Source organism: Lacticaseibacillus sp. YLM2-1 (assembly GCF_056583465.1).
In genome coordinates, this window is sequence record NZ_CM152617.1 from 2,915,890 (window position 1) to 2,937,631 (window position 21,742).

The following is a 21,742-nucleotide window of genomic DNA, read 5'->3' on the forward strand; positions in this document are numbered from 1 at the left end:
TCAAAATTAAATGACTTGGCTGATGCCCTCCCTCTTTATGCAACACCCTTTAGCAAATAAAACGCGCAAAATACAGCATTCGAATTCCTTGAAGACGACCCAAGATGTTAAAATTCGACATCGCATTTGTCGCAAAATTGACCATTTTGATGTATTAAAATCCGAATACCCGCGAATTGAAGCAATTTTAAGCCTGTCAAAATAAGGACACTTTTCCGCCAAATAGCGTTTTTATTAATGGACGTCATCCAATTCTATCCGTATACTTGCACCAACAAAGCGATTAGGGAAGCACTTTCAGGAGGGGCAAGTATGAATAAAGGACGATCAAAGGGTAAAGGTATTTCGCAACGCATGGTGATCATTGGCATTGGTGCATTAGCCATGATTGGCGTCACCGTTTTTTTCCTAGTCACATCCAAAAAACCGACATCATCACCCGCACCGACAACGATAGCCACCTTCCAAGTGAAGAAGCATGAGTTACGAGTTCCGGGACAGGTACAGGCCGTACGTACGCAAAAAATCGACATTCCTGAAGGCACCGTCCAAAACATGACGGTTAAAAATGGCGATAGTGTGACGCTTGATCAACAACTTTTGACGGTTTACAAGCCTGACGTACAAGCAAAAATTGATGAAGCTTCACGTGCGCTTGAAAAACAACAACGCAGTCAAGCCACACTTGATCAGCAAATCAGCCAAATCAAAGCTACTTTAAGTAAGACCGCCGCCGATGATCCACAGAAGTCCGTCTTGCAGACACAACTTGATGAGGCGCAGAATAATCGCCAAGATTCGGCTGATGCCATCACCCAATCGAATCAGAATATCGCTAAATTAAAGCAAAGTCTGAATACGGTGGTTAAGGCTCCCTTTGCAGGTCGGCTGTACATTGACTATCAAGCAAATGGCAGTCAGACCATCACGGAAACCTCGGCTGAAGTTGAAGCCGTTGGTGAGGTCTCCGAATTTGATTATTCAAGTGTTAAAATCGGTCAATCTGCAACCGTACAGGCGCTGGCAAGCAAAACAAAGCAAGCGACAGACATCAATTTTATTAGCAGTGATCCGGCTAAATCCAGCAAGCCGAATCTCGCCAAGTATGAACTCACGACGAAATTACGTGACGGCTTTTTAAACGGCCAATCCATCACCATCACGATTCCCCTAAGCGGTTTGTTAATTCCCAAAGAAGCGGTTAAGGACGGGGCCGTTTTCAAAATCGTCAATAAACGCGCCATCCGAACTAAAGTAACCTATGTGGCAAAAGACGATATGTATGAAGTCTCAGATGGCCTCAGCAGCGGCGACCGCATTCTTCAAAAACCCGACAAAACAATCAAAGACGGGGCGAAGGTGAACGTTGATGATTGATTTACGGCATGTCAACAAAAGCTATCTGCAAGGCGACACAGCCTTCCCGGTGCTTAAAGATATCAACTTACACATTGATGAAGGCGAGTTCGTCGCAATTATGGGCCCGTCTGGCTCTGGCAAAACCACATTAATCAATATTATTGGCTTCCTTGATACAGCTTTTGAGGGCGACTACCTTTTTCAAAACGAAAATGTCGCCGCCTTTAATCGCGCCACTGCGTCAAAAATGCGAAATCAGCATGTCGGCTTTGTCTTTCAAAATTTCAGCCTGATCAATAACTTGAACATTTTTGAAAATGTCCTTATTCCTCTGAGTTATGGTGGCAATCGACGAAGTGATGTTAAAGACAAAATCACTGAGTTGCTGCATTCTGTTGGCCTAGTCGATGTTGAAACGAAATTACCGCGCAATTTATCTGGCGGCCAGCAGCAGCGGGTGGCAATCGCTCGTGCCCTTGCAAATTCGCCGCAATTCTTAATTGCCGATGAACCGACCGGCGCCTTAGACAGCCATACTTCGGCAGAGATCATGCGACTCTTTAAAACACTCCATCAACAAGGCGTGACCATCATTATGGTGACGCATGATGAACACGTGGCGCTACAAAGTGATCGCATGATTAAAGTATTAGACGGGCAGATCATCAGTGACACGGAGGTTAGCCATGCGAATAACTGAATTAATTCGAATTTCTTTCCGTGCGCTAACCGCTAACAAACGCCGCAGCCTCCTAACCATGCTTGGCATTGTCATCGGTATCACTTCTGTTGTAACCATCATGGCACTCGGTAACGGTATCAAAGCTGCCACACTCAAAAATTTGCAAACTGATCAATCTGGCCAACAAACGGCTGAAATCACCTTCCTTCCTGAAAGTAGCACTGCCTCCACGGCTGGTTTTAAGGAAGATGATGTGGATCTCGCCTATCAAACCGCTCCAGACAAAATCAAAAAAGTGACTATCAAACATGAAAAAGAGCGCCTACAACTGAATGGTCAGTTAGCCAATCAAGATACGATGCTATCTGCCACACTTGTTACATCCATGCCTAAAGTGCAACTTGCAGCTGGAAACAAATTAACTACCGATTCCTTACAAACAGATGGACATGATGTGCTTTTGTCGAAAAAGTTAGCTAAAAAGGTCTTTCATGGCAATGCGGCCGCGTTGACGTCATCTGTTTTTATCGGGAAGCGAAGTTACAACATTGTTGGTATTTTCAACACGCCTAAAGAGTCCTATTCAGCTTTAGATGTTGACGTTTTAATTCCTGAAAAGGCTTATACCGCTGGCCAGTTAAACCCAGGAGGGCAAAAATTGGCCATCACCTTCCAACGTGGCAGTGACATTTCCCAGTTGGCAAACGCCATCGTTCGTCAGTTGAAGAAATCTGGTACTGAACGCCGCAATGGCTCGTACCAATATTTTGATTATGGTGAATTACTAAAAGGCATCGGTAATGTGATCAGCGGGTTAACGTTGTTCGTCGGGGCCATTGCGGGTATTTCGCTACTGATCGCAGGTGTCGGTGTCATGAACATGATGTACATTTCCGCCTCCGAACGTTCACAGGAAATTGGCATCAGAATGGCCGTTGGCGCTACCCCGGCAGAAATTATGAAACAGTTTCTGTTAGAGTCAGTCATGCTGACATTAACCGGCGGCGTTGTGGGTCTTGTTCTCGGTGGCTTGATTGCCTGGATGATCACAGCATTCTTGCCATTTAAGCCCGTCATAACGCTTGGTTCCATCATCGGCACCTTTGCAATTTCCAGCATTGTCGGCATTGTTTTTGGCATCCTGCCAGCTAAAAGTGCTGCCAATAAGAACTTGATCGATATTCTGAAATCATAAAAATGCTCCCATCTAAGTGGTAGTATGAAGCTTTCTATTTCTACATTGAAAGTTCTTGAACCAACGAAAAAAACGGTTAGATCTGCGAGATCTAACCGTTTTTTATACGCTATTACTGCTACTGCTTTTAGCCAAAAGACGTCATTGCTGAAGACATCATTCCGAGCGCTTCTTATTGCGAGCCCCTGCTAACCCAAACAAGCTCGCTATGCTAGTCAAGATCAGCCCAACAATAGACAAATCATTCGCCGATGTATCACCTGTTTGCGGTAGCTGATGAGTCGTTTTCACAGGTGTTTGCTGATTAATTGACAGACTAGGTCGACCAGTAACACTCGGCACTTTGCCTGTCTCATGACCAGTACTCGTACCGGTATTTGTGCCAGTGCCGGTATCTGTACCAGTACCTGTATCAGGAAGCGGCCCTGATTTCGCAACGATTTCAAAGACCGCTTGCTGGGTATCGACATTTTCAAGCAGATAATTTGGCAGCAACGCTTGGATACGCTTGAGGCCGCCTGCGCTAAGTGTCACGGCGTAACGACCAACAACAATTGGGGCAATACCATCAGCAAAAGCCAAGTCACTGTCTTCAAGTATGATGTGACTACCATCCGTAAAAATCAATTCGAAATGTTGAGCATTCAGTTCTCCAGGTTGGCCATCATAGATTTTTTGCTGCATGCCGCTGAGCTGTCCTGACAAAACCGCGGGTGTGATCGTAATGGTACCATTCATTGTTGTGTCGTTAATTTGATAATTAGGACCAAGTGCAACCAGCACTTTAGCAATGCCACTAGCACTTAATCGATACGTGTAGGTGCCAACATTAACGCTATCATTGGCAACATCTATATCTGCATTCGTTAAGGCGACTGTTTGTGCACCAGTTGGTCGTTGAACTGTTACCAGTAATCCACTAGCTTGGCTTGCTCGGGTAACCCCGTCATACTGGAAATGACCATTATTAACGGTGGCCACGACTGTCAGTGGCGTGATGGTGATCGTGCCGGTCAATGCGTTCAAATCGGTTTCATTAAGTGCATAGTTGGTGCCGGCTGCTGCTTTCAACTTCGCTATTCCTGAATGACTAAGATGATAATGATACGTGCCAGTTGTCGTGTTATCGCCGTCAACAACAATGTCCTGCGTCGTCAATGCAACAGTTAGCCTAGCAGTCCCGCGCGAGAGGTAAACGACGCCATTGAGACCTGACGCTTCACTTGCCCTTGTACGACCATCATAAACAAATGTCGTATCATTTACCGTTGCAGTTCCTTCAGCCGGGGTGATCGTAATAATACCCATTAATGCTGCTAGATCATCTGCTTTCAATTGATAATTTGGTCCAGCTACTTGTTGAAGTTTCATGATGGCGTCAGTACTTAGCCGGTAGTGGTAACTGCCAACATTGACACCATCATCAGCAACCACGATATCTGAAGCGTCTAACTTAATTGATGTTGTATCGTCGCCAAGCTTAACCACTGCTGTTAACCCTTGAGCCTGACTCGCCTTTGTTTGGCCATCATACATAAATGAACCATCATTCAAATCAGCGGTTGTTGTTGCCGGTGTAATGTTAATGTTGCCCGTCAATTTTGCTAATTCTGAAACTGTTAACTGATAGTTGCTGCCGACTGCCTGTTGTAGTTTTGCTATACCGGTGGCGGTCAGCGTGTACCGGTAACTCTCAACATTCACACCGTCATTGCCAACAACAAAGTCGGCTGGCGCCAAGATTACTGGCACCGTTGCACTGCCAACTGTGACGTTTGCAGTCAAGCCTTGTGCCTGACTTGCCTTCGTCTTCCCATCATAAACAAACGATGTGTCACTGAGATTTACGGCACCTTCAGCTGGCGTAATCGTGATCGTACCAGTCAGTTTTGCCAGTTCAGAAGCGTCTAACTGATAGTTGCTGCCGACTGCCTGTTGTAGTTTTGCCATACCGGTGTTTGTAAGGCTGTACTGGTAACTCCCAACATTCACACCATCATTGCTAACAACAAAATCCGTTGACGTCAAGGTTACTGGCACCGTTGCACTGCCAACTGTGACCTTTGCGGTCAAGCCTTGTGCCTGACCGGCTTTCGTCTTCCCATCATAAACAAACGAAGTATTGGTCAGAGTTGCGGTGCTTGCTGCAGGCGTAATCGTGATTGTACCAATCAATTTTGCCAGCTCAGAAGCATTTAGCTGATAATTGCTGCCGGCTGCCTGTTGTAGTTTTGCTATACCGGTGGCGGTCAGCGTGTACTGGTAACTCCCAACATTCACACCATCATTGGCAACAACAATGTCGGCGGACGTCAAGATCACCGGCACCGTGACATTGCCAATTGTGACATCGCCGGTCAAACCTTGTGCCTGACTTGCCTCCGTCTGCCCGTCATAAATAAATGAGTCATCACGCAACTCCGCAGTGCCTTGTGCTGGTGCAATCGTAATCGTGCCTGTTAAGCTGCTCAGCAAGTCACTTGGCAACTGATAATTGGTATTCAACGCCTGCTTGACTTTCGCTACACCACTCTGACTCAGTTGATATTGATAATCACCGACATTGACGCTGTCCGATCCCACCACAATATCAGTCGAGCTAAGATCAACAACTGTCGTGCCAGAACCGGCCGTTAATGTTAACTGCAATCCTGAAGCCTGACTAGCAGTCGTTTTGCCATCATATACAAATTGTGTCCCATTAACAGTTGCAGTTGCAGTGGCAGGTGTGATCGTGATAACCCCTGGGTGAGTATTGATATCTGTCTGATCAATCGTGACTTCATCACCCAAAATCGCTTGAATACGTGTCAATCCACTACCATTAAGAAGATATCGATACGTACCTACATCTGGTGAGTCTGCTTCAACAAGTGAAATATCTGTCGAAGTCAAATCAATGGCTTGCTGTGAGCCATCACTCAAAGTCACATTAAGAACCAGTTTTGGCGCCTGACTGGCCAATGTCATGCCATCATAAGTGAACCCACTATTATTCAACTGACCTGTAGCTGTGAGACCGATGATAAGTTGTGCCGTACTCGTACCGGTAAAATTATAGTTAGCCGCTGACTCACCAGCACCATTTGTCAATTCAGCAATCCGCGCCCATGCCGCCTTTGAAAGTTCAACACGGTAGACACCCGTTTTCGCCAATGCATCAGCAGCAATCTGGTTGCCAGATGCATCAAAAAAATTAAGGTCACTCAGTTGTAAAGCACCAGCATTGAAGCCATTCCCAAGACTCAGAGAAAAGGCCGTCAGATCCACCGTAATCGGTTGACCCGTCGCAGTTGCCGTTTGAGTACCAGTCAACGAATATGACGCCGCCAGCCGTTGATTATAAAAAATTTTAGCTGAGCCACTTTCAGCCCCATACGCGTAAGTGACTGTATACCAAGTCACCTGATCACTAGGCACACTGCCTGTGACAACACCGTCTCTATCTTTAGAGGCGATCACAGCCCCGTTCTGGTCCGTTACAGTCCAAGTCAAATCGCTAAGTGGTATCTCAATGATCTCAGTGCCATTCTTTTTCACTGCGCCGCCAAAGTTCAGTTCTGGTTTCCAAACCTGACCCGTGAAAAGGTTAATGTCATGGGCATGGATAACGGGGTCATTCAGATGAACCTTGTAAAGACCAGTGTACGTTGTGCCATCTGCCGCCTTTAATGACCAATTAAAACTGAATTGTTCAGTTCCCGCAGGCATCGTAAAGGATTTTGTCGCGGTATTAAAGGCCACGCCGGTTCCCTGAATATTCGAAACCACAATTTGATCCTGACTGACACCTGAAATCGCCACACTAAATAGATCACGCAAACTAACATGAGCAGAATCTGTATAGGCGTCGGCATTTTGATTTAGAGCATCCGGGGTCGTCGGCACAGCCGTCGCGGCATGCAAAACTGTGATCCGGTTATTGGAAAACGCCTCTTGGTCAATTGTCGGTGTCCCAGCAATCGCCACTTCAGGAATCAGATTAGCATTAAAAGCTTTAGCACCAATGGCAGTCACACTCGCTGGGATATTGAGCGCATTTAAGATGATGTTTGCTTCAAACGCCTCTTGGCCTATTGTCTGCAGACCTGTCCCCAAGGTTAAGTTGCTAATTGAGTTATAGACAAACGCATATTTGCCAATCGCGGTGACACTATCCGGCACAGCCAAACCATTTTGAATCTTATTGTAGCCAAAAGCACTGTCGCCAATTGTCTGTAACCCGTCATTTAAAGTTAGTGCCGGGATTTTGTTGCCGACAAACGCCGCATTTTTAATTATCTTCAAATTTGGTGGCAACACAATTGCATTGTTAATCGTATTATAGGCAAAAGTACTGTCACCAATTGACTCAAGTGCTGTTGCCCGACTGAAGTCAACATTTTGCAACGGTCCAAACTCAGTAAAAGCTAGATCACCAATTGTCTGTAGATTAGGACCAAATGCTACTTGGATGAGGTGTCCACCGTAAAAAGCTTGATCCCCAATTTGTTCAAGTGAGTCTGGTAAATTAATCGCCGTCGCACTGGAAAATGTGAATGCCTGAAAGCCCAATGTTGTCAGCCGACTATTGTCTGCGATTGCAACCGTCCCTAGTTTTGACCCATAAAAAGCCGATCCATCAATGACGCTGATGTTCGCCGGTATTGTCAGCGTCGGAATTTGATTGCCAGGATTATCCTGCCCATTAATGTCAGGCAGGTCCTTCATGTTTTGGATAAATTGAAAAGCGCCGCCTGTAATCGTCTGAACATCAGGACCAAACATCAGATTATCCGTGAAGAGATGGAAGAAGGCTTGGTTGCTAATCGTTGCTGCATCGACGGTCACATTCGTAATGCGTGCATAGCCAAAAGCAGTTTCAGCAAGCGTTGTTGCCTTGCCGCCCAGCGTCAGCGATGTAGCCTTAGTACCGTAAAAGGCATTCTTACCGATCGTCGCTGATCCTGCCACATTAATCGTCTCATTAATGGTTTCGTAGGCAAACGCCGCTTCGCCAATATTAGCAACTTCATCATCCAACGTCAGCGACTCGGCCTTAAGCCCATAAAAAGCATTTTGACCGATTGTTGCCGGACCTGCGACACTGACCGCACCAGTAATCGTGGCATAGGCAAAAGACGACTCACCAATGTTCCCTGCACCGTTCAATGTAATCGCACTCGCATTGACACCGGCAAAAGCCTCTTTACCAATAACAGCCGCATTATCGACGGTGATCCCACCAGTGAATTTACTATAGGCAAAGGCTGAAGCACCAATTGTCGTGACCGTAGAGGCAACATGTAAGCTAGTCAAATTACTTAAGTTAAAGAATGCAACATCCTGAATCGCAGTCACCGTATAAGCTTGACCATTATACGAGACAGTTGGCCCAATATTAATGTCGGTAAGCGTTGCACCAGAGTCATGACCCGTAACGGTTGCCGTTTTGGTTGTCTCATCAAAACTGTAAGTTAAACCGTCAACCGTTGCGTCAGTTGTCGTGGTATTGGCTGTTACTGTAGGTTGAGCAGCAGCTGTCGCAACCGGTTGGGCTTGGCTACTGGCCGACTGCTGTGCACTGGAAGCTTGGCTGTTCGCGGCTGAAGACGCTGCTGTTTCACTAGCAGTAGCAGCCTGTGTAGCAGCTTGGTCTGCAGCCGCGGTTGATTGAGCCGCCCCAGACCCCGAGGCCACCTGTGCCGAGGTTGCTGAGGCTACCTGTGACGCATCAGTTGTCTGTTCAGGGACAGCCGGCTGACTCGTAAGTGTTTGCGCTGCTGATGAACTGGATGTTTGACTGCTAGCCGCGCTCGCCGCAGATGAAGCCTTGACAGCCTCGCCGGAGTTAGTAGCATTCACAGCATTGCTTGATGTTGTCGCTTGATCACTAGTCACCGCACTTTGAGATGTCGCTGGCTCCGCTGCCTGTGACGTTGCCGTTACTTGTGTCTGTGGCGAGCTTGTATCCGCCTTAACTTCATGACCTGGTTGAAAAAAGGCTGGTATAAACAGTAAAGCAGCTCCGGCAATAAGCCACCGCTTTTTTGCTTTATACATCCGAAAACGGACATGAACCGTCTGTTCCGCCTGTCGAGCCAATTGAATCCGTTTAGAATCTAGTTTCAAGATCATGATCCTCCTACAGCCATGTTAATAGCGATTCCCGTCACGACGCTTAACGAACCATCTTAGAAACGATGATTCACTTGGAAACAGTAAGCGTGTAGAATCTGTTTTTCATTATATAACTGATTTTATTAAAAAAACGGAAAATTCCGTAGCCAATTTTCAGAAAATAATTTTATAAATATTGCGATAGAATCAGTCTGAAACCGGCATTAACTTAAGTGTTTGTTTTTTAATGTATCGCCGATCCTCTGTTGTTTCTGCAAATCAGCTGCATCTTCGCTCACAATAAAAAAACACGATGTTGGTCAACGATCCATCGTGTCTTTTGACAAGTATCTTTTTAGAGCAGACCCTACTTACCAATTTTGGCGCAGCTGCTTCTTTTAATCGTGCCGGACTCATCAGCAACTCGTTTCGCTCGTAACCTTAAACCCCTGCCTGGGACCTTGGCCACATTCACCACACCAACAATAGATCAATGAATTGTTAACTCGCTTAAGTTGAGCTTCTGACCACACTTATCTTCAAAGCTTTTCATCATTCTATCAGTATATTTTTAATTAAGATTCGTTTGTTTGCATTCTAAACAAATGGCAAGCATTTTGTTGTAATCGTAACAACAAGGCTTTGCAGATTGTTTTCATTTTCTAGTTGACTTCATACAGAACATCGCGTATGTTAAAAATTATCACATAAGATGAGATTTACATGAGAGGAGTTTTGTCGATGAAGTTAGATTTGGAACTACGCCCTGGGGCAAATCGTTTTGTGAGTGAGTCAGGTGCCTTGGCATACTTAGATACGATCTTAGCGGATTTTAATCAACCAGTTGTGATTACCGGCGAAAAAAGTTTTGCTGCTTTCGCCAAGGTTTATCCCGGCGAACTGAGCCTGCCAGTCTACCATTACGACGGCTCCGCCAGTGATGAAAATGGCCACGAACTTGCACAGGAAATCGGTCATGCTGATGCCGTGGTAGGAATCGGTGCTGGTCGCTTGATCGATACCGCCAAAGTTGCGGCCGAAGCCTTGGGTGCTGAGCTCATCAGCATCCCCACCTTGGCCTCTAACTGTGCGCCATTCACACCGCTTGCTGCGATTTATCATCCGCAAGGTCATACCTTTAGTTACGTTGAATATTTTAAAAAATCTGCCTATATTACTTTGGTAGACTATAACCTCTTATTGTCCACCCCACATGATTTCTTTGTTGCTGGAATTGGCGATACCTTGGCCAAATGGTATGAGATGGACGGCATTACCCGTGATAAAGTGGATCAGTTAAAGGCATACGGCCAGTTGAGTCGTGCCGCGGCCAAAACGATTCAAAAGATTCTCTTTAAAGATGCTGAACAGGCCTTGGCCGATTTGGATGCCGGCCGCGACACCCCGGCTTTTGAGGCGGTTGCCGATACCATTATCGGCTTGGCTGGTGAAGTCGGTGGCTTCGGCGGCATTGATGGTCGCGCTGCCGGTGCTCACGCCACTCACAATGGCCTCTCCTACTTACCAGAAACTCATGCCATCTTGCACGGTTCAAAAGTGGCTTACGGCATTCTGGTGCAACTGGCTGAAACCGGCGATGATACCGAAATTCGCAACTTGATTCCATTCTATGAAAAAATCGGTTTGCCATTGAACCTTGAAGATTTGCATGTCACCGATCAAGTCGATGAAAAGATTAAGCAAGTGGCCGAATTCGCCGCTAAACCAGATGAAACCTTCATCTTGGTTGATCCAACTTTAACCCCTGCCAAAGTAGCAGATGCGATGACAAAAGTGGAACAAGTCACCAGTGAGCCAGCAGCTTAAAGTCCGAAATCGGACAATCTAATGAATACTGTTTCACAAAAATTTTAAAAAACCTTGCAGCCCTCTTAAAATGGTTGCAAGGTTTTTTCGTTTTTGTATGAAAGCATCCCTATCAAACAATGACCGCGCAAAGTCCTACCTGTTCATCGCGTTGTCGATTCATTTTGCAAATACCCTAACGCCGCCGCGCCAACAGCCTTGGCAGCAATCAGAATCGCATCTTCGTCCATCATAAAGTCGGGACTGTGGTGAGGATGATTAGAGCCGTCTGGCAGCTGACAGCCAATGTAGAAGAAACTGCTTGGTACCTTTTGGGCAAAATACGCAAAATCTTCGGATGGGTCTTGAACGCCAGTGTCCTTAATGGCCTTAATCTCCGGAATATTTGCTGCTTTGATCGCGGCCATCGCATTTTCGGTTAAGGTCGCATCATTCATCAAAACCGGATAATTGTCATCATAGTCCAGCTTTGTTTTAACCCCAAACATGGTTTCTAGTCCTTGGTTCATGGTGACGATCTGTTGTCGAATCGTTTTGCGCGTTGTTTCCTTCATCATCCGGACATCGCCTTTCAATACAACGTCTTGCTTAATCGCATTGAAAGAACCAGCGCCGTCAAATGAGCCGATGGTGACGCTTGCCGTGTCAAAAGGATCAACTCGCCGCGACACAATCGTTTGCAGTGCCGTCACCAAATAGCTGCCAGCCACGATAGCATCGTTGCTCAGGTGCGGCATAGAAGCGTGTCCGCCTTTGCCGATAATCGTATCGGTAAAGTTGGCCCGCCCGGTTTGGGTTGCGCCTGTATGGTAGCTAATCAACCCTGTCGGCATCGATGACATGACATGAACGCCTAACACATTATCAACGCCTTCGAGAACCCCTGCTGCTATCATCCCCTTGGCACCACCTGGAGAGACTTCCTCAGCGGGCTGGTGAATGATTCGAATGGTACCGGCCAATTTGGCTTTGATCTTGATCAATTCTTTAGCCAACACCAGCAAATAAGCCGTATGCGCATCATGGCCACACGCATGCATCACCCCAGGATTCTGAGACTTGAACGACAGGTCGTTATCCTCTTGAATCGCCAAGGCATCAAAATCCGCCCGCAACGCTAACGTCGGTCCCGGTTGACCGCCTTGAATATCAACGTACATGCCATAGCCCTCCCCACACGGCGTCACGGGGACGTTCAAGGCTGCATAATATTGTTTGATATAAGCAGCCGTTTGTTTCTCATGAAACGAAATTTCCGGATGGGCATGGAGATGCCGCCGAATCGCAAGCATTTCTGATTCATCGGCAGCCAGTGTCTGCATCAATTGTTCTGTTAAAGTCATGGTCTTTTTCCTCTCTGTGATTTTGTCTGAACTTTCGGCAACTTTGCAATTAGGCGAACAAGTTGCGGTCGAACGGCCTTAAAAATAACCTCCGCGACCACAAAACCGACTGCCAGTGCCATCGCAATCAAAATGACGTTATAGATTTGCCGCGCAGCACTCGCGGCTTTTCCCATGGTGAAACTGCGCGCACCTAGGTAAGCAATGCCGCCTGGCACCAGTGATACAAGACTTGGTATGTAAATCGTATTAACCGGCACCCGGTGACGAATAGCAAAATAATTCCCCAGCAATCCGATGATCACCGTGGCCGTGAAGTTCGGCAATATGAGGCTGTGATCCTGCAGGCTGATGAGCCAGTATGCACACCACGAAACGCCGCCTGTGATCCCAGCTGGCAGCAAGGCGCGTTTGGGGATGTTGGTGATGACGCCAAACCCGATGCTCGACAAGACGCTAATCAGAAATTCAATTAATAAGCGCATGCTAGCGCCCTCCCCAAACATTATTCAGTACAATCGCAATAACGACCCCAGAACCAATCGCGCCAGCTACAAAAATGGCGTCTACAGTGCGAACAATGCCGCTGATGATTTGCCGCGAAAGAATTTCCCGAATCGCATTGGTGATGGCCACCCCAGGAACCAACGGCATGAGGGCACTAATAATAATATTGCCGGAACTATCGCCCCACCCGATGCTCACCAGTAATTCCGCTAAAATGGCCACCACAAAGGCACCAGTCGCTTCTTTGAAATAAGGCGTCGTCGTGCGGCGACCGACATACTCAGCCGCAAGATAACCAAAAATACCAACAAAAAAGGCTAAAGCCAAATCACCATTTGTCGCTTTGAAAAGCAGCATTGGCGCGACCGAAACCCAACCGGCGCCCAGAATCCGCGCCCACCATGGGAAATTAATGACTTGGTGATCAATTCGCGCAACTTCTTGCTTAAGGGCTTCAAATGTTATCCGATGAGCGACGAATTCACGTGACAGTTGATTCAACTCATCGACCTTTTGCAAGTTGAATCCGCCTAATGTTGATTTGATTAAGCGCGTACGACTTTCGTTCTCCAAACTGACAAAAACTGCCGTAATCGTGGCATAACACGCAACGCTTGCCCCTGCCGCATGCCCGATATATTCCACGGTTGTCTCAATCCGTGATGTCTCGGCGCCGGCATTCAGTAAAATCTCTCCCACCTTGCCGCAGACTTCTAAAATTTCCTCTGTTCCTGGTTGACTCATCGCGTTTGCTCCTCAAGATCGCGTTTCCGCATTTTGCATTTTATTAATTGTCGGCTTTTTTGATAGCGGTGGCAAGTGATGACATTAGGCAATAGCCAGCAAATTTTTCTGAAAAGGTTTTTCATTTATTAACCCCTTAAACAAATGAAAACACAAGCGCGTTATGGCGTGTTAAAACCAATGAAAGAAATAAATAACAAAACATAACCAATGCCTAAAAATGCGATTATCAGCAGTAGCGCCAAAGCCAGTTTCACTGCTAATGAAAAATCTTTTCTGCGCAAAATGACGACTATCCCAAGTCCTAATAAGATGAGCACCAGAAATAAAAAGAAAAAAAGTAGTGCTCTAGATGTCCAAAAGCCTAACATGGTTACCACTCCTCTAATTTCATCTTGCTACTTAGCCGTTCCCCACTTTTTAAATCGATAATTCGCCGACAGTGACAAGGCAAAAAAACGTCATGTCCAGTAGACTTTTTCAGCTTATCAAAGGTTGCTTCAAAGCACAAAACTGTTGCTTCTCATGATCACGCGCCCCCGTCCAAGGCTACTTACACGTCGGTCTCTCCCCGGGCTGGCTTGGCATCAAAAAAACCGAATCGCCAGCTAGTTTGGCAATTCGGTTTCCAATTTATTGGGCCACTTTACTAATGCGTCCCTGCTCAATGTACACTGACAAAATCGCCACATCGGCAGGATTGACGCCGCTGATACGACTCGCCTGCGCAATGGTTTCTGGCTGGATTTTAACCAACTTCTGACGTGCTTCAGTTGCCAAACCATTGATGGCCGCGTAGTTAATACGTAGCGGAATCTTTTTGCCTTCTAGGCGCTTCAGTTTGGCGACACTGGCTTCTTCCTTTGCAATATAGCCAGCATACTTAATTTGAATCTCAACCTGCTCAATGACACGATGATCCAAAGTCGGATTATCTGGCAAGAATTGCGCCATCGTCTGATAGTCGATTTCCGGCCGCTTCAGGAAGTCGCTAGCCAAGACGCCATCCTTAAGTGGCGCATAATGATGGGCCTCTAGCCATGGATTCACGTCTTTAGGCTTCAACCGGGTCGTATTCAGCCGGTTAAGTTCAGTTTCAATGGCCTGACGCTTTGCCAAAAATTCAGCATAGCGCTCATCGCTAATTAAACCAAGCTCATGGCCCATTGGTGTCAGCCGCAGATCGGCATTGTCATGGCGCAACAAAAGTCGATATTCAGCACGGCTGGTCAACAGGCGATAAGGTTCATTCGTGCCCTTAGTCACCAAATCATCAATCATCACACCAATATAGGCATCGGAACGCTTGAGCGTGAACGGCCCTTTGCCTTGGGCACGCAACGCCGCATTGATGCCAGCCATAATGCCTTGGCCAGCTGCTTCTTCATAGCCGCTGGTACCATTCATCTGGCCGGCAGTGAAAAGATTATCAACGACTTTGGTTTCTAACGTGGCCTTCAGTTGCCATGGCTCGATCACATCGTACTCAATTGCATACCCGGCACGCATGAGTTCGGCATGTTCCAACCCAGCCACACTATGCAGCATTTTCAGTTGAATTTCTTCTGGCATAGAAGTCGAAAAATCACCGACATAGTATTCGGAGGTATCGCGACCTTCTGGCTCTAAAAACAGTTGATGCCGCGGCTTGTCAGCAAAACGAACGATCTTATCCTCAATTGATGGGCAATAGCGCGGGCCAACCCCTTTGATCACACCGGAAAACATTGGCGCCCGATCCAAATTATCGCGAATAATTTGATGGGTCGTTGCATTAGTGTAAGTCATCCAGCAACTAAGCTGATCCTTCAAATAAACTGAATCCGGCGTCGTGAAGCTAAAATGATTCGGAGTCTTATCGCCAGGCTGTTCCTCGGTTTTATCAAATTCGATGGTGTTGCCATTGACTCGCGGCGGAGTCCCGGTTTTAAATCGCCGCAATTTGAAGCCGAGCTGTTCAAGATTTTCTGACAGCTTGATACTTGGCAGGCTGTTATTAGGGCCAGAACTGTACATCAACTCACCGATGATAATCTTGCCGCGAGAACTGGTGCCTGCGGTCAAAACAACACTCTTGGCCCGATACATTGCGCCAGTTGCCGCCACGATACCGACAGCTTGGCCATTTTCGACGAGCACCTCAGTAGCGAGGCCTTGACGCAGATCCAGATTTGGCGTGTTTTCAATCACGTGTTTCATGCTGCGGTGATAGGCTGCCTTATCAGCCTGGGCCCGTAATGCACGAACGGCTGGGCCCTTGCCGGTGTTAAGCATCCGCATCTGAATATATGTTCGATCAATATTCTTGCCCATTTCACCACCGAGTGCATCAATTTCACGCACTACGATTCCCTTGGCTGGGCCGCCCAGACTTGGATTACACGGCATAAACGCCAGCATTTCCAAGCTGATCGTCAATAGTAACGTCTTTTGGCCCATCCGCGCGGCTGCCAAAGCGGCCTCACAACCAGCGTGACCAGCACCAACAACGATGACATCATAGGTACCGGCTTCAAATTTTTTGACATCAGGCATTCGATTTCCTCCATGAATAAGTTTCTAATTGGCACTGAGCTTTACTTGCCCAAGCAGAATTGACTAAACAATTGGGTGATTAGTTCATCTGGCGCACTTTCACCAGTAATTTCACCAAGTTTATCCCACGCCGCAGTCATGTCGATTTGCACGAGATCAATTGGCATACCAGCATGGATTCCGGCGATCACAGCGTCCAAGCTCTTGTTGGCTTGGCGTAATAGCCCGATCTGCCGAGCGTTGGAAACCATCACTGTTGTTTGGCTATTTTCGATGCCGCCGAAGAACAACTTCGCAATCCGTTCGTCTAAGGCATCCATGCCTGCGCTAGTCGGGATAGCGGTCTTGATGATTTCATCCGGCGAAACCAACTTCAACAAGGCGGTGGTATCTAGCTGTGCAGGTAAGTCCTGTTTATTCAAAACGATAATCCGTTTTTTATTAGCTGTTGCTTGAATGAGCTGTTCGTCTTCATCCGTCAATGGTTCACTTTGATCCAACACTAGCAAAATCAAATCGGCTTGTGTGATGGCTTGACGTGAGCGTTCAACACCGATTTTCTCGACTTTGTCAGTCGTGTCATGAATACCGGCTGTGTCGACCAGTTTTAGCGGGACACCACGCACGTTGACATACTCCTCTAGCACATCACGAGTCGTACCAGCTACATCGGTCACAATCGCTTTATCCTCATGCAACATGTGATTTAACAGCGAACTTTTTCCAACGTTGGGACGGCCAACAATTGCGGTGGCTAAACCTTCGCGCAAGACCTTGCCTTGACTGGCGGTACTCAGCAAATTGCTGATAGCTTTTTGAACGGTTTGCGCCTTTTCAAGCAGCATTTTGGTGGTCATTTCATCAGTATCATACTCAGGATAGTCAATGTTGACTTCCACCTGTGCCAACACTTCGAGGATTTCCTGACGAAGGCGCTTGATCAATGTATGCAGATTACCGTCTAGCTGATTGACTGCCACCTGCATCGCCCGATCGGTTTTGGCTCGAATCAGATCCATGACCGACTCAGCTTCTGTGAGATCAATGCGGCCGTTCAGGAATGCCCGCTTGGTGAACTCACCTGGCTCAGCCATCCGTGCGCCTTCGCCTAAGAGCAACTGCAAAATGCGGTTAGTGGCAACAATACCGCCATGACAATTAATCTCGACAACATCTTCACGGGTAAAGGTCTTAGGTGCCAACATGACACTAACCATGACCTCATCAATCAACTCGCCGCTTTCAGGGTCGACAATATGGCCATAATGAATCGTATGGCTTTTAACCTGCGAGAGGTCTTTTCCCTTGAAAACTTGATTAGCTGTCGCTACGGCTGTCTCACCGCTGAGCCGAACGATGCTGATAGCACCTTCGCCAGGCGGGGTGGAGATGGCAGCGATGGTGTCGTACGCAGTGATAGATGCAGACATTTGAAAGACTCCTTTTTGAGATGATTCGGTAAGAAAAATGAGTTGATGGGATTGGACATGGCAGGCGACTGAGGCGGACGAGTGATGTGGCGACCTCTGAAACACGCAATGGAATTGTAGAGCCTGCATGTAGGGATTTGTGTGATAAAGGCCAATCCCTTCATGGCCTCTGAAACGCGCAATCAGGCGCATCTCGGCTATGCGAAGGACAGTCCAACCAGATGGCCCAAAGCCCAGACTTTCTGGTTAGGGGGCTAGGCGGTTCCGAAACGCGCAATCAGGCGCAGAAACCTGCACATAAGGACATCAGACCTAAATGGCAAAACCAGCCATTTAGGTCTGATGCCACTTATGCTCCGGTTTCTAACCGCGTCTGATTGCGCTCTACAAAAAAAGCGCAAAATCCAGTCTTTCCCCCTATCAGGGAAAGACTGGATAAAGCACTTTGACTACTTCATCGTTATTAAACTGTGACTATCATACTTAAGCAACGGTCACTTGTCAAAAGTTAGTTACGGTCTTTTGGGTGTGACTACGACATATCGCCGAGGATCGACGCCTTCTGAATGGGTCTCAACGTACGTATTGTCCACAAGTGTCGTATGAATCGTTTTGCGTTCAAATGATGGCATCGGGTCGAGATAGACGGCTTTGCCAGTTGCTAAAACCTCGCGAGCGGTGCGTTCTGCTAAACGTGTGACGGTCGCCTGCCGTCGTTCGCGATAATCGCCGACATCAAGCATGATTGTCCATTTACTTTTGGCATAATGATTGAACTCAGTTTGGGCTAAGTATTGAATTGCATTGATGATTTTGCCATGCTTACCGATCAACAGGCCTTCTTCATCTGTTTTCAACTGAAATGTGACCGTGTTACCTTGCCGTTCACTTGTGACTTGAGTGTCGATCCCCATACCAGTGGTGATGTCTTCCAGATAACTCTGCACCATGGCCAATGCGGTTTGATTATCTCGCTTTTTGGTGGTGATATCGTTGAAAGCACTGGCAATTTTCTTGCCTGCACCATCAGTTAAAGCCGTTGCAAGTTTTTTCCCTGCCCGCGGTTTGGCAGGCGGATCGTCGCTTGGCGTCGGATCAGCGTCTATCGGCGGCTCCAAGGGTTTTAAATTAACAATCGCTGGCTTACGCATCAAGCCCAGAAATCCGTTCTTATTTTCTTGAACGACTTCAACGCTAACGGCATCACGCGGCAAGCCAAGCTGCTTGAGACCAGTTTCGATGGCTTTTTGAATCGTACTGCCTTGAAAGGTTGGCATCTTGCTTCCTCCCGTTGTTATTTACGCCGTTTGGTTGCTTTTTTGTACGCTCGCTTGAGTGCCCGTTCTTTTTCTTTTTCAGCCTGCGCTTTTGCTTCACGTTCGCGGCGAATCTTGAATGGGTTCTGGATCAGCAACTGCTGAATCATTGAAAAGGCATTGGTAACTACCCAGTAAATGGCCAGCGCACTTGGCAAGGTAATTGAGAAAACGAAAATCATGACAGGCGAGACGATCATCATGAGCCAGCTGCTAGAATTACGCGTTGGTTGTGCCATCATGGATAAGACACTAGTACCCAACGTGAATAAAGTTGCCAGAATCTGCATAATCCACAACGGATCTGGTTGTGACAGGTTCATCCAAAGGAAAGTACCCGTTTGCAGTGATGATGTGCGCAAAATTGCTTGATACAGCGCAATCAGGAATGGCATCTGGATCACAATCGGCAGACAGCCCATCACTGGGTTAACCCCAGCTGAAGCATAAAGTTTCTGTGTTTCATCACGCAGTCGTGTCTGGGTTTCCGTATCCTTTGAACTGTACTTCTTTTGTAGTTCTTTTAGCTGCGGCGCAATTTCCTGCTGTTTGGACATGCTCTTGATTGACATGTAACTCAGCGGGAAAATCAAAATTCGGATGATCAAGGTGAAGGCAATAATCCCGACACCAGGGTTGCCACCGAACAAATTCGCCAGCCAGATAACAAATTGACCGGCTGTGTAGACAACATAGCGATCCCAGAACCCCGTACTATTTTGCGTAACGGGTCCGGTTCCGCAGGCCGTCAAAATGAAGACCAGACTTAGCATGCTCAAAATGACGAGCACACGTTTGATTTGACGATTTTTCACAAATGATCCCTCTCTTTTTTAAACGCGGTCGCTAGGCGCAGAAATCTGCACAGAAGGACCTCAAATTTAAATGGCTAAAGCCCAGCCATTTAGATTTGAGTCCGCTTATGCTCCGGTTTCTAAACGCGCCTGCTCACGCTCTGGTCAGATGACCTCGATGTCTTCGTTCAGGATGCCAGCCAATCGCATGACATGAATCAAATTTTTCTTGGTGCCAGCCATGTCGAGCTGGTTAGCAGATTTACGTGCAATAACCAAAAAATCGGTTTGCGCGTCAATATTAGGTTTTAACTCCTGTAAACTTTGCCGAATATAGCGCTTAATCTGGTTACGCATGACCGCAGTGTGGCCAACTTTCTTCCCCACTGAGATACCAACACGAAAATGCGGTTGGTCGCGTTTCATGTGATAGATCACAAAATTGCGGTTGGCAACCGAATCGCCATGGTCAAACACATTCTGAAATTCAGCTTCTTTTTTGATCCGATATGACTTGCGCAATGATGCTCCCTCACAATCTGGTTCTAAGTATACAAGATGACTCGGTGTTTTCCTATATGTATCAGCGGTTTGTTGCTGGTTTCTAATCTGCACATTGAAATTAAGCTGTTGAGCAGAAAATGAACGGCAACGACCAACGATTGGGCCATTGCCGTTCATTGGGGTCATGCTGCTGCCGCCGAAACGCGCAAACAAGCGCAGAAACCTGCACGTAAGGACCTAAGTCGCAATGACCAAAGACCGGTCATCACGACTTAGGCCGCTTACGCTCCGGTTCCTAACTGCGTTTGTTTGCGCTCTAAAAAAAACCACTGACGCGGTCAGTGGCTTAGGCAGATAATACTTTACGTCCTTTAGCGCGACGGCGTGCTAAAACTTTGCGGCCGTTCTTTGTGCTCATCCGCTTCATGAAACCATGAACACGTTCACGGTGACGTTTCTTTGGTTGGAAAGTCCGTTTGGTTGTCATTGACGACACCTCCTATGAAAAACGATTTATCTTATTAAGATGACTTGCATTATCAGACATCATCCGAGTTTACACGAGGAAGCAACTATCGTCAAGGTTTTTTCCATTGAAAGCAGGATCTCATGATGATGACACGACATCCACAGATAGTTATGAACCTGTGGATAACTTGTGTCTCAAATTTTTAGGTTTCGGTCATTTCCACAAACCAATCACAGGAAATTCGCAGATAAACAGGGGTGTGAAGAAAGTTATCCACAAGCTGTCAAAGCCCTGTTCATATCTTGTGAAACACTTACTGCTACAAGGTTTTTGTTCCACAGTGTCAATGTGCATAACTGCGAATTTATTGTCATCACGCTTTCGTTGTCCCCGACCCTGGGGATAGTCTGTTCGCACCCTGTTCATTTCTCAATTTTTTGTTTGTGGAAAACTGTGCTTTCTGTGGAAAACTTACGCCAGCAATGCTAAACTTATTTTTACAGAGCGTGAATTGGCGCGTTCAGTAACCGAAGTGTAAGCGGCCTTGACTGTGATGACCGGGCTTTGGTCATTGCAGTCAAGGTTCTTACACGCAGGTTGCTGCGCCAATGAACGCGTTTTGGCAGAGCGCTCGCATGCCCGGTTAGAAACCGGAACATAAGTGGCCTCGAGTCTAAATGGCTGCTCTTTGGCCATTTAGACTCGAGGTCCTTATGTGGAGATTTCTGGACATGCGAGCGCGTTTCAGCAGAGCGTGAATTGGCGCGTTGAATAATCGGCGTGTATTGGCCTTGCCTGTGATGACCGGGCTTTGGTCATTGCAGTCAAGGTTCTTACACGCAGGTTTCGGTGCCAATGAGCGCGTTTTTATATAGGAATGTCCGTCAGCATAGCTATAAGCTGGTTTGCTACCGGACATAATTGGAGGAGGGGCATGA

15 protein-coding genes are annotated in these 21,742 nt (G+C 46.9%); 4 read left to right on the top strand and 11 right to left on the bottom strand.

Annotation, left to right across the window (positions count from 1 at the left end):
- The first annotated feature begins 312 nt into the window (after window positions 1-312).
- Genes AC07KQ_RS14100 through AC07KQ_RS14110 form a run of 3 tightly spaced genes read left to right on the top strand, consistent with a single transcriptional unit; the run spans window position 313 to window position 3,236 of the window.
- Window positions 313-1,377: an efflux RND transporter periplasmic adaptor subunit gene (locus AC07KQ_RS14100; RefSeq protein WP_013246156.1), complete on the top strand. Its 1,065-nt coding sequence runs from the start codon at window positions 313-315 to the stop codon at window positions 1,375-1,377.
- The gene (locus AC07KQ_RS14105) at window positions 1,370-2,059 is read left to right on the top strand and encodes an ABC transporter ATP-binding protein (RefSeq protein ID WP_003568404.1); all 690 of its coding nucleotides are present in this window, start codon (window positions 1,370-1,372) and stop codon (window positions 2,057-2,059) included. The genes AC07KQ_RS14100 and AC07KQ_RS14105 overlap by 8 nt, the downstream gene beginning before the upstream one ends.
- On the top strand, window positions 2,046-3,236 hold the full coding sequence (locus AC07KQ_RS14110) for an ABC transporter permease (RefSeq protein ID WP_003571997.1): 1,191 nt from the start codon (window positions 2,046-2,048) through the stop codon (window positions 3,234-3,236). The genes AC07KQ_RS14105 and AC07KQ_RS14110 overlap by 14 nt, the downstream gene beginning before the upstream one ends.
- A 156-nt stretch (window positions 3,237-3,392) precedes the next feature.
- Here the strand turns inward: AC07KQ_RS14110 and AC07KQ_RS14115 are convergent, their stop codons facing one another.
- Complete coding sequence (locus AC07KQ_RS14115; protein WP_013246158.1) at window positions 3,393-9,353, bottom strand: MBG domain-containing protein; 5,961 nt, start codon at window positions 9,351-9,353, stop codon at window positions 3,393-3,395.
- A gap of 723 nt (window positions 9,354-10,076) precedes the next feature.
- On the opposite strand from AC07KQ_RS14115, the gene AC07KQ_RS14120 reads away from it, so the two are divergent.
- Entirely contained in the window at window positions 10,077-11,162 is a 1,086-nt protein-coding gene (locus tag AC07KQ_RS14120) for an iron-containing alcohol dehydrogenase family protein (protein WP_003568411.1), read from the top strand.
- Window positions 11,163-11,305: 143 nt separating this feature from the next.
- Here the strand turns inward: AC07KQ_RS14120 and AC07KQ_RS14125 are convergent, their stop codons facing one another.
- The 10 genes from AC07KQ_RS14125 to rpmH all read right to left on the bottom strand — a co-directional run bounded on the left by AC07KQ_RS14125 (window position 11,306) and on the right by rpmH (window position 20,822).
- Complete coding sequence (locus tag AC07KQ_RS14125) at window positions 11,306-12,505, bottom strand: amidohydrolase (protein ID WP_274991085.1); 1,200 nt, start codon at window positions 12,503-12,505, stop codon at window positions 11,306-11,308.
- Window positions 12,502-12,990 carry a threonine/serine exporter family protein gene (locus AC07KQ_RS14130; protein WP_480156574.1) on the bottom strand — a complete coding sequence of 163 codons (489 nt, stop codon included), beginning with the start codon at window positions 12,988-12,990 and terminating at the stop codon, window positions 12,502-12,504. Before AC07KQ_RS14130 ends, AC07KQ_RS14125 begins: the two co-directional genes overlap by 4 nt.
- 1 nt (window position 12,991) lies before the next feature.
- Window positions 12,992-13,756, bottom strand: a complete 765-nt coding sequence (locus tag AC07KQ_RS14135; protein WP_003568534.1) for a threonine/serine exporter family protein — start codon at window positions 13,754-13,756, stop codon at window positions 12,992-12,994.
- A 161-nt stretch (window positions 13,757-13,917) separates the two neighbouring features.
- Complete coding sequence (locus tag AC07KQ_RS14140; protein ID WP_003568420.1) at window positions 13,918-14,127, bottom strand: hypothetical protein; 210 nt, start codon at window positions 14,125-14,127, stop codon at window positions 13,918-13,920.
- A gap of 262 nt (window positions 14,128-14,389) precedes the next feature.
- The gene (gene mnmG, locus AC07KQ_RS14145) at window positions 14,390-16,291 is read right to left on the bottom strand and encodes a tRNA uridine-5-carboxymethylaminomethyl(34) synthesis enzyme MnmG (RefSeq protein ID WP_003568422.1); all 1,902 of its coding nucleotides are present in this window, start codon (window positions 16,289-16,291) and stop codon (window positions 14,390-14,392) included.
- A gap of 41 nt (window positions 16,292-16,332) precedes the next feature.
- Window positions 16,333-17,721 (bottom strand): tRNA uridine-5-carboxymethylaminomethyl(34) synthesis GTPase MnmE, encoded by a 1,389-nt coding sequence (mnmE, locus tag AC07KQ_RS14150; RefSeq protein ID WP_003568424.1) that lies wholly within the window; start codon window positions 17,719-17,721, stop codon window positions 16,333-16,335.
- 512 nt (window positions 17,722-18,233) lie between these two features.
- A complete protein-coding gene (jag, locus tag AC07KQ_RS14155) occupies window positions 18,234-18,998 on the bottom strand; it encodes an RNA-binding cell elongation regulator Jag/EloR (RefSeq protein ID WP_003568429.1) in 765 nt (254 codons plus the stop codon).
- Window positions 18,999-19,015: 17 nt separating this feature from the next.
- Window positions 19,016-19,852, bottom strand: coding sequence for a membrane protein insertase YidC (gene yidC / locus AC07KQ_RS14160; RefSeq protein ID WP_003568431.1), 837 nt, complete (start codon window positions 19,850-19,852; stop codon window positions 19,016-19,018).
- Between the two features lie 144 nt (window positions 19,853-19,996).
- Complete coding sequence (rnpA, locus tag AC07KQ_RS14165) at window positions 19,997-20,353, bottom strand: ribonuclease P protein component (protein WP_003658992.1); 357 nt, start codon at window positions 20,351-20,353, stop codon at window positions 19,997-19,999.
- Between the two features lie 328 nt (window positions 20,354-20,681).
- Window positions 20,682-20,822, bottom strand: coding sequence for a 50S ribosomal protein L34 (gene rpmH, locus AC07KQ_RS14170; RefSeq protein ID WP_003568442.1), 141 nt, complete (start codon window positions 20,820-20,822; stop codon window positions 20,682-20,684).
- Between the last annotated feature and the right edge of the window lie 920 nt (window positions 20,823-21,742).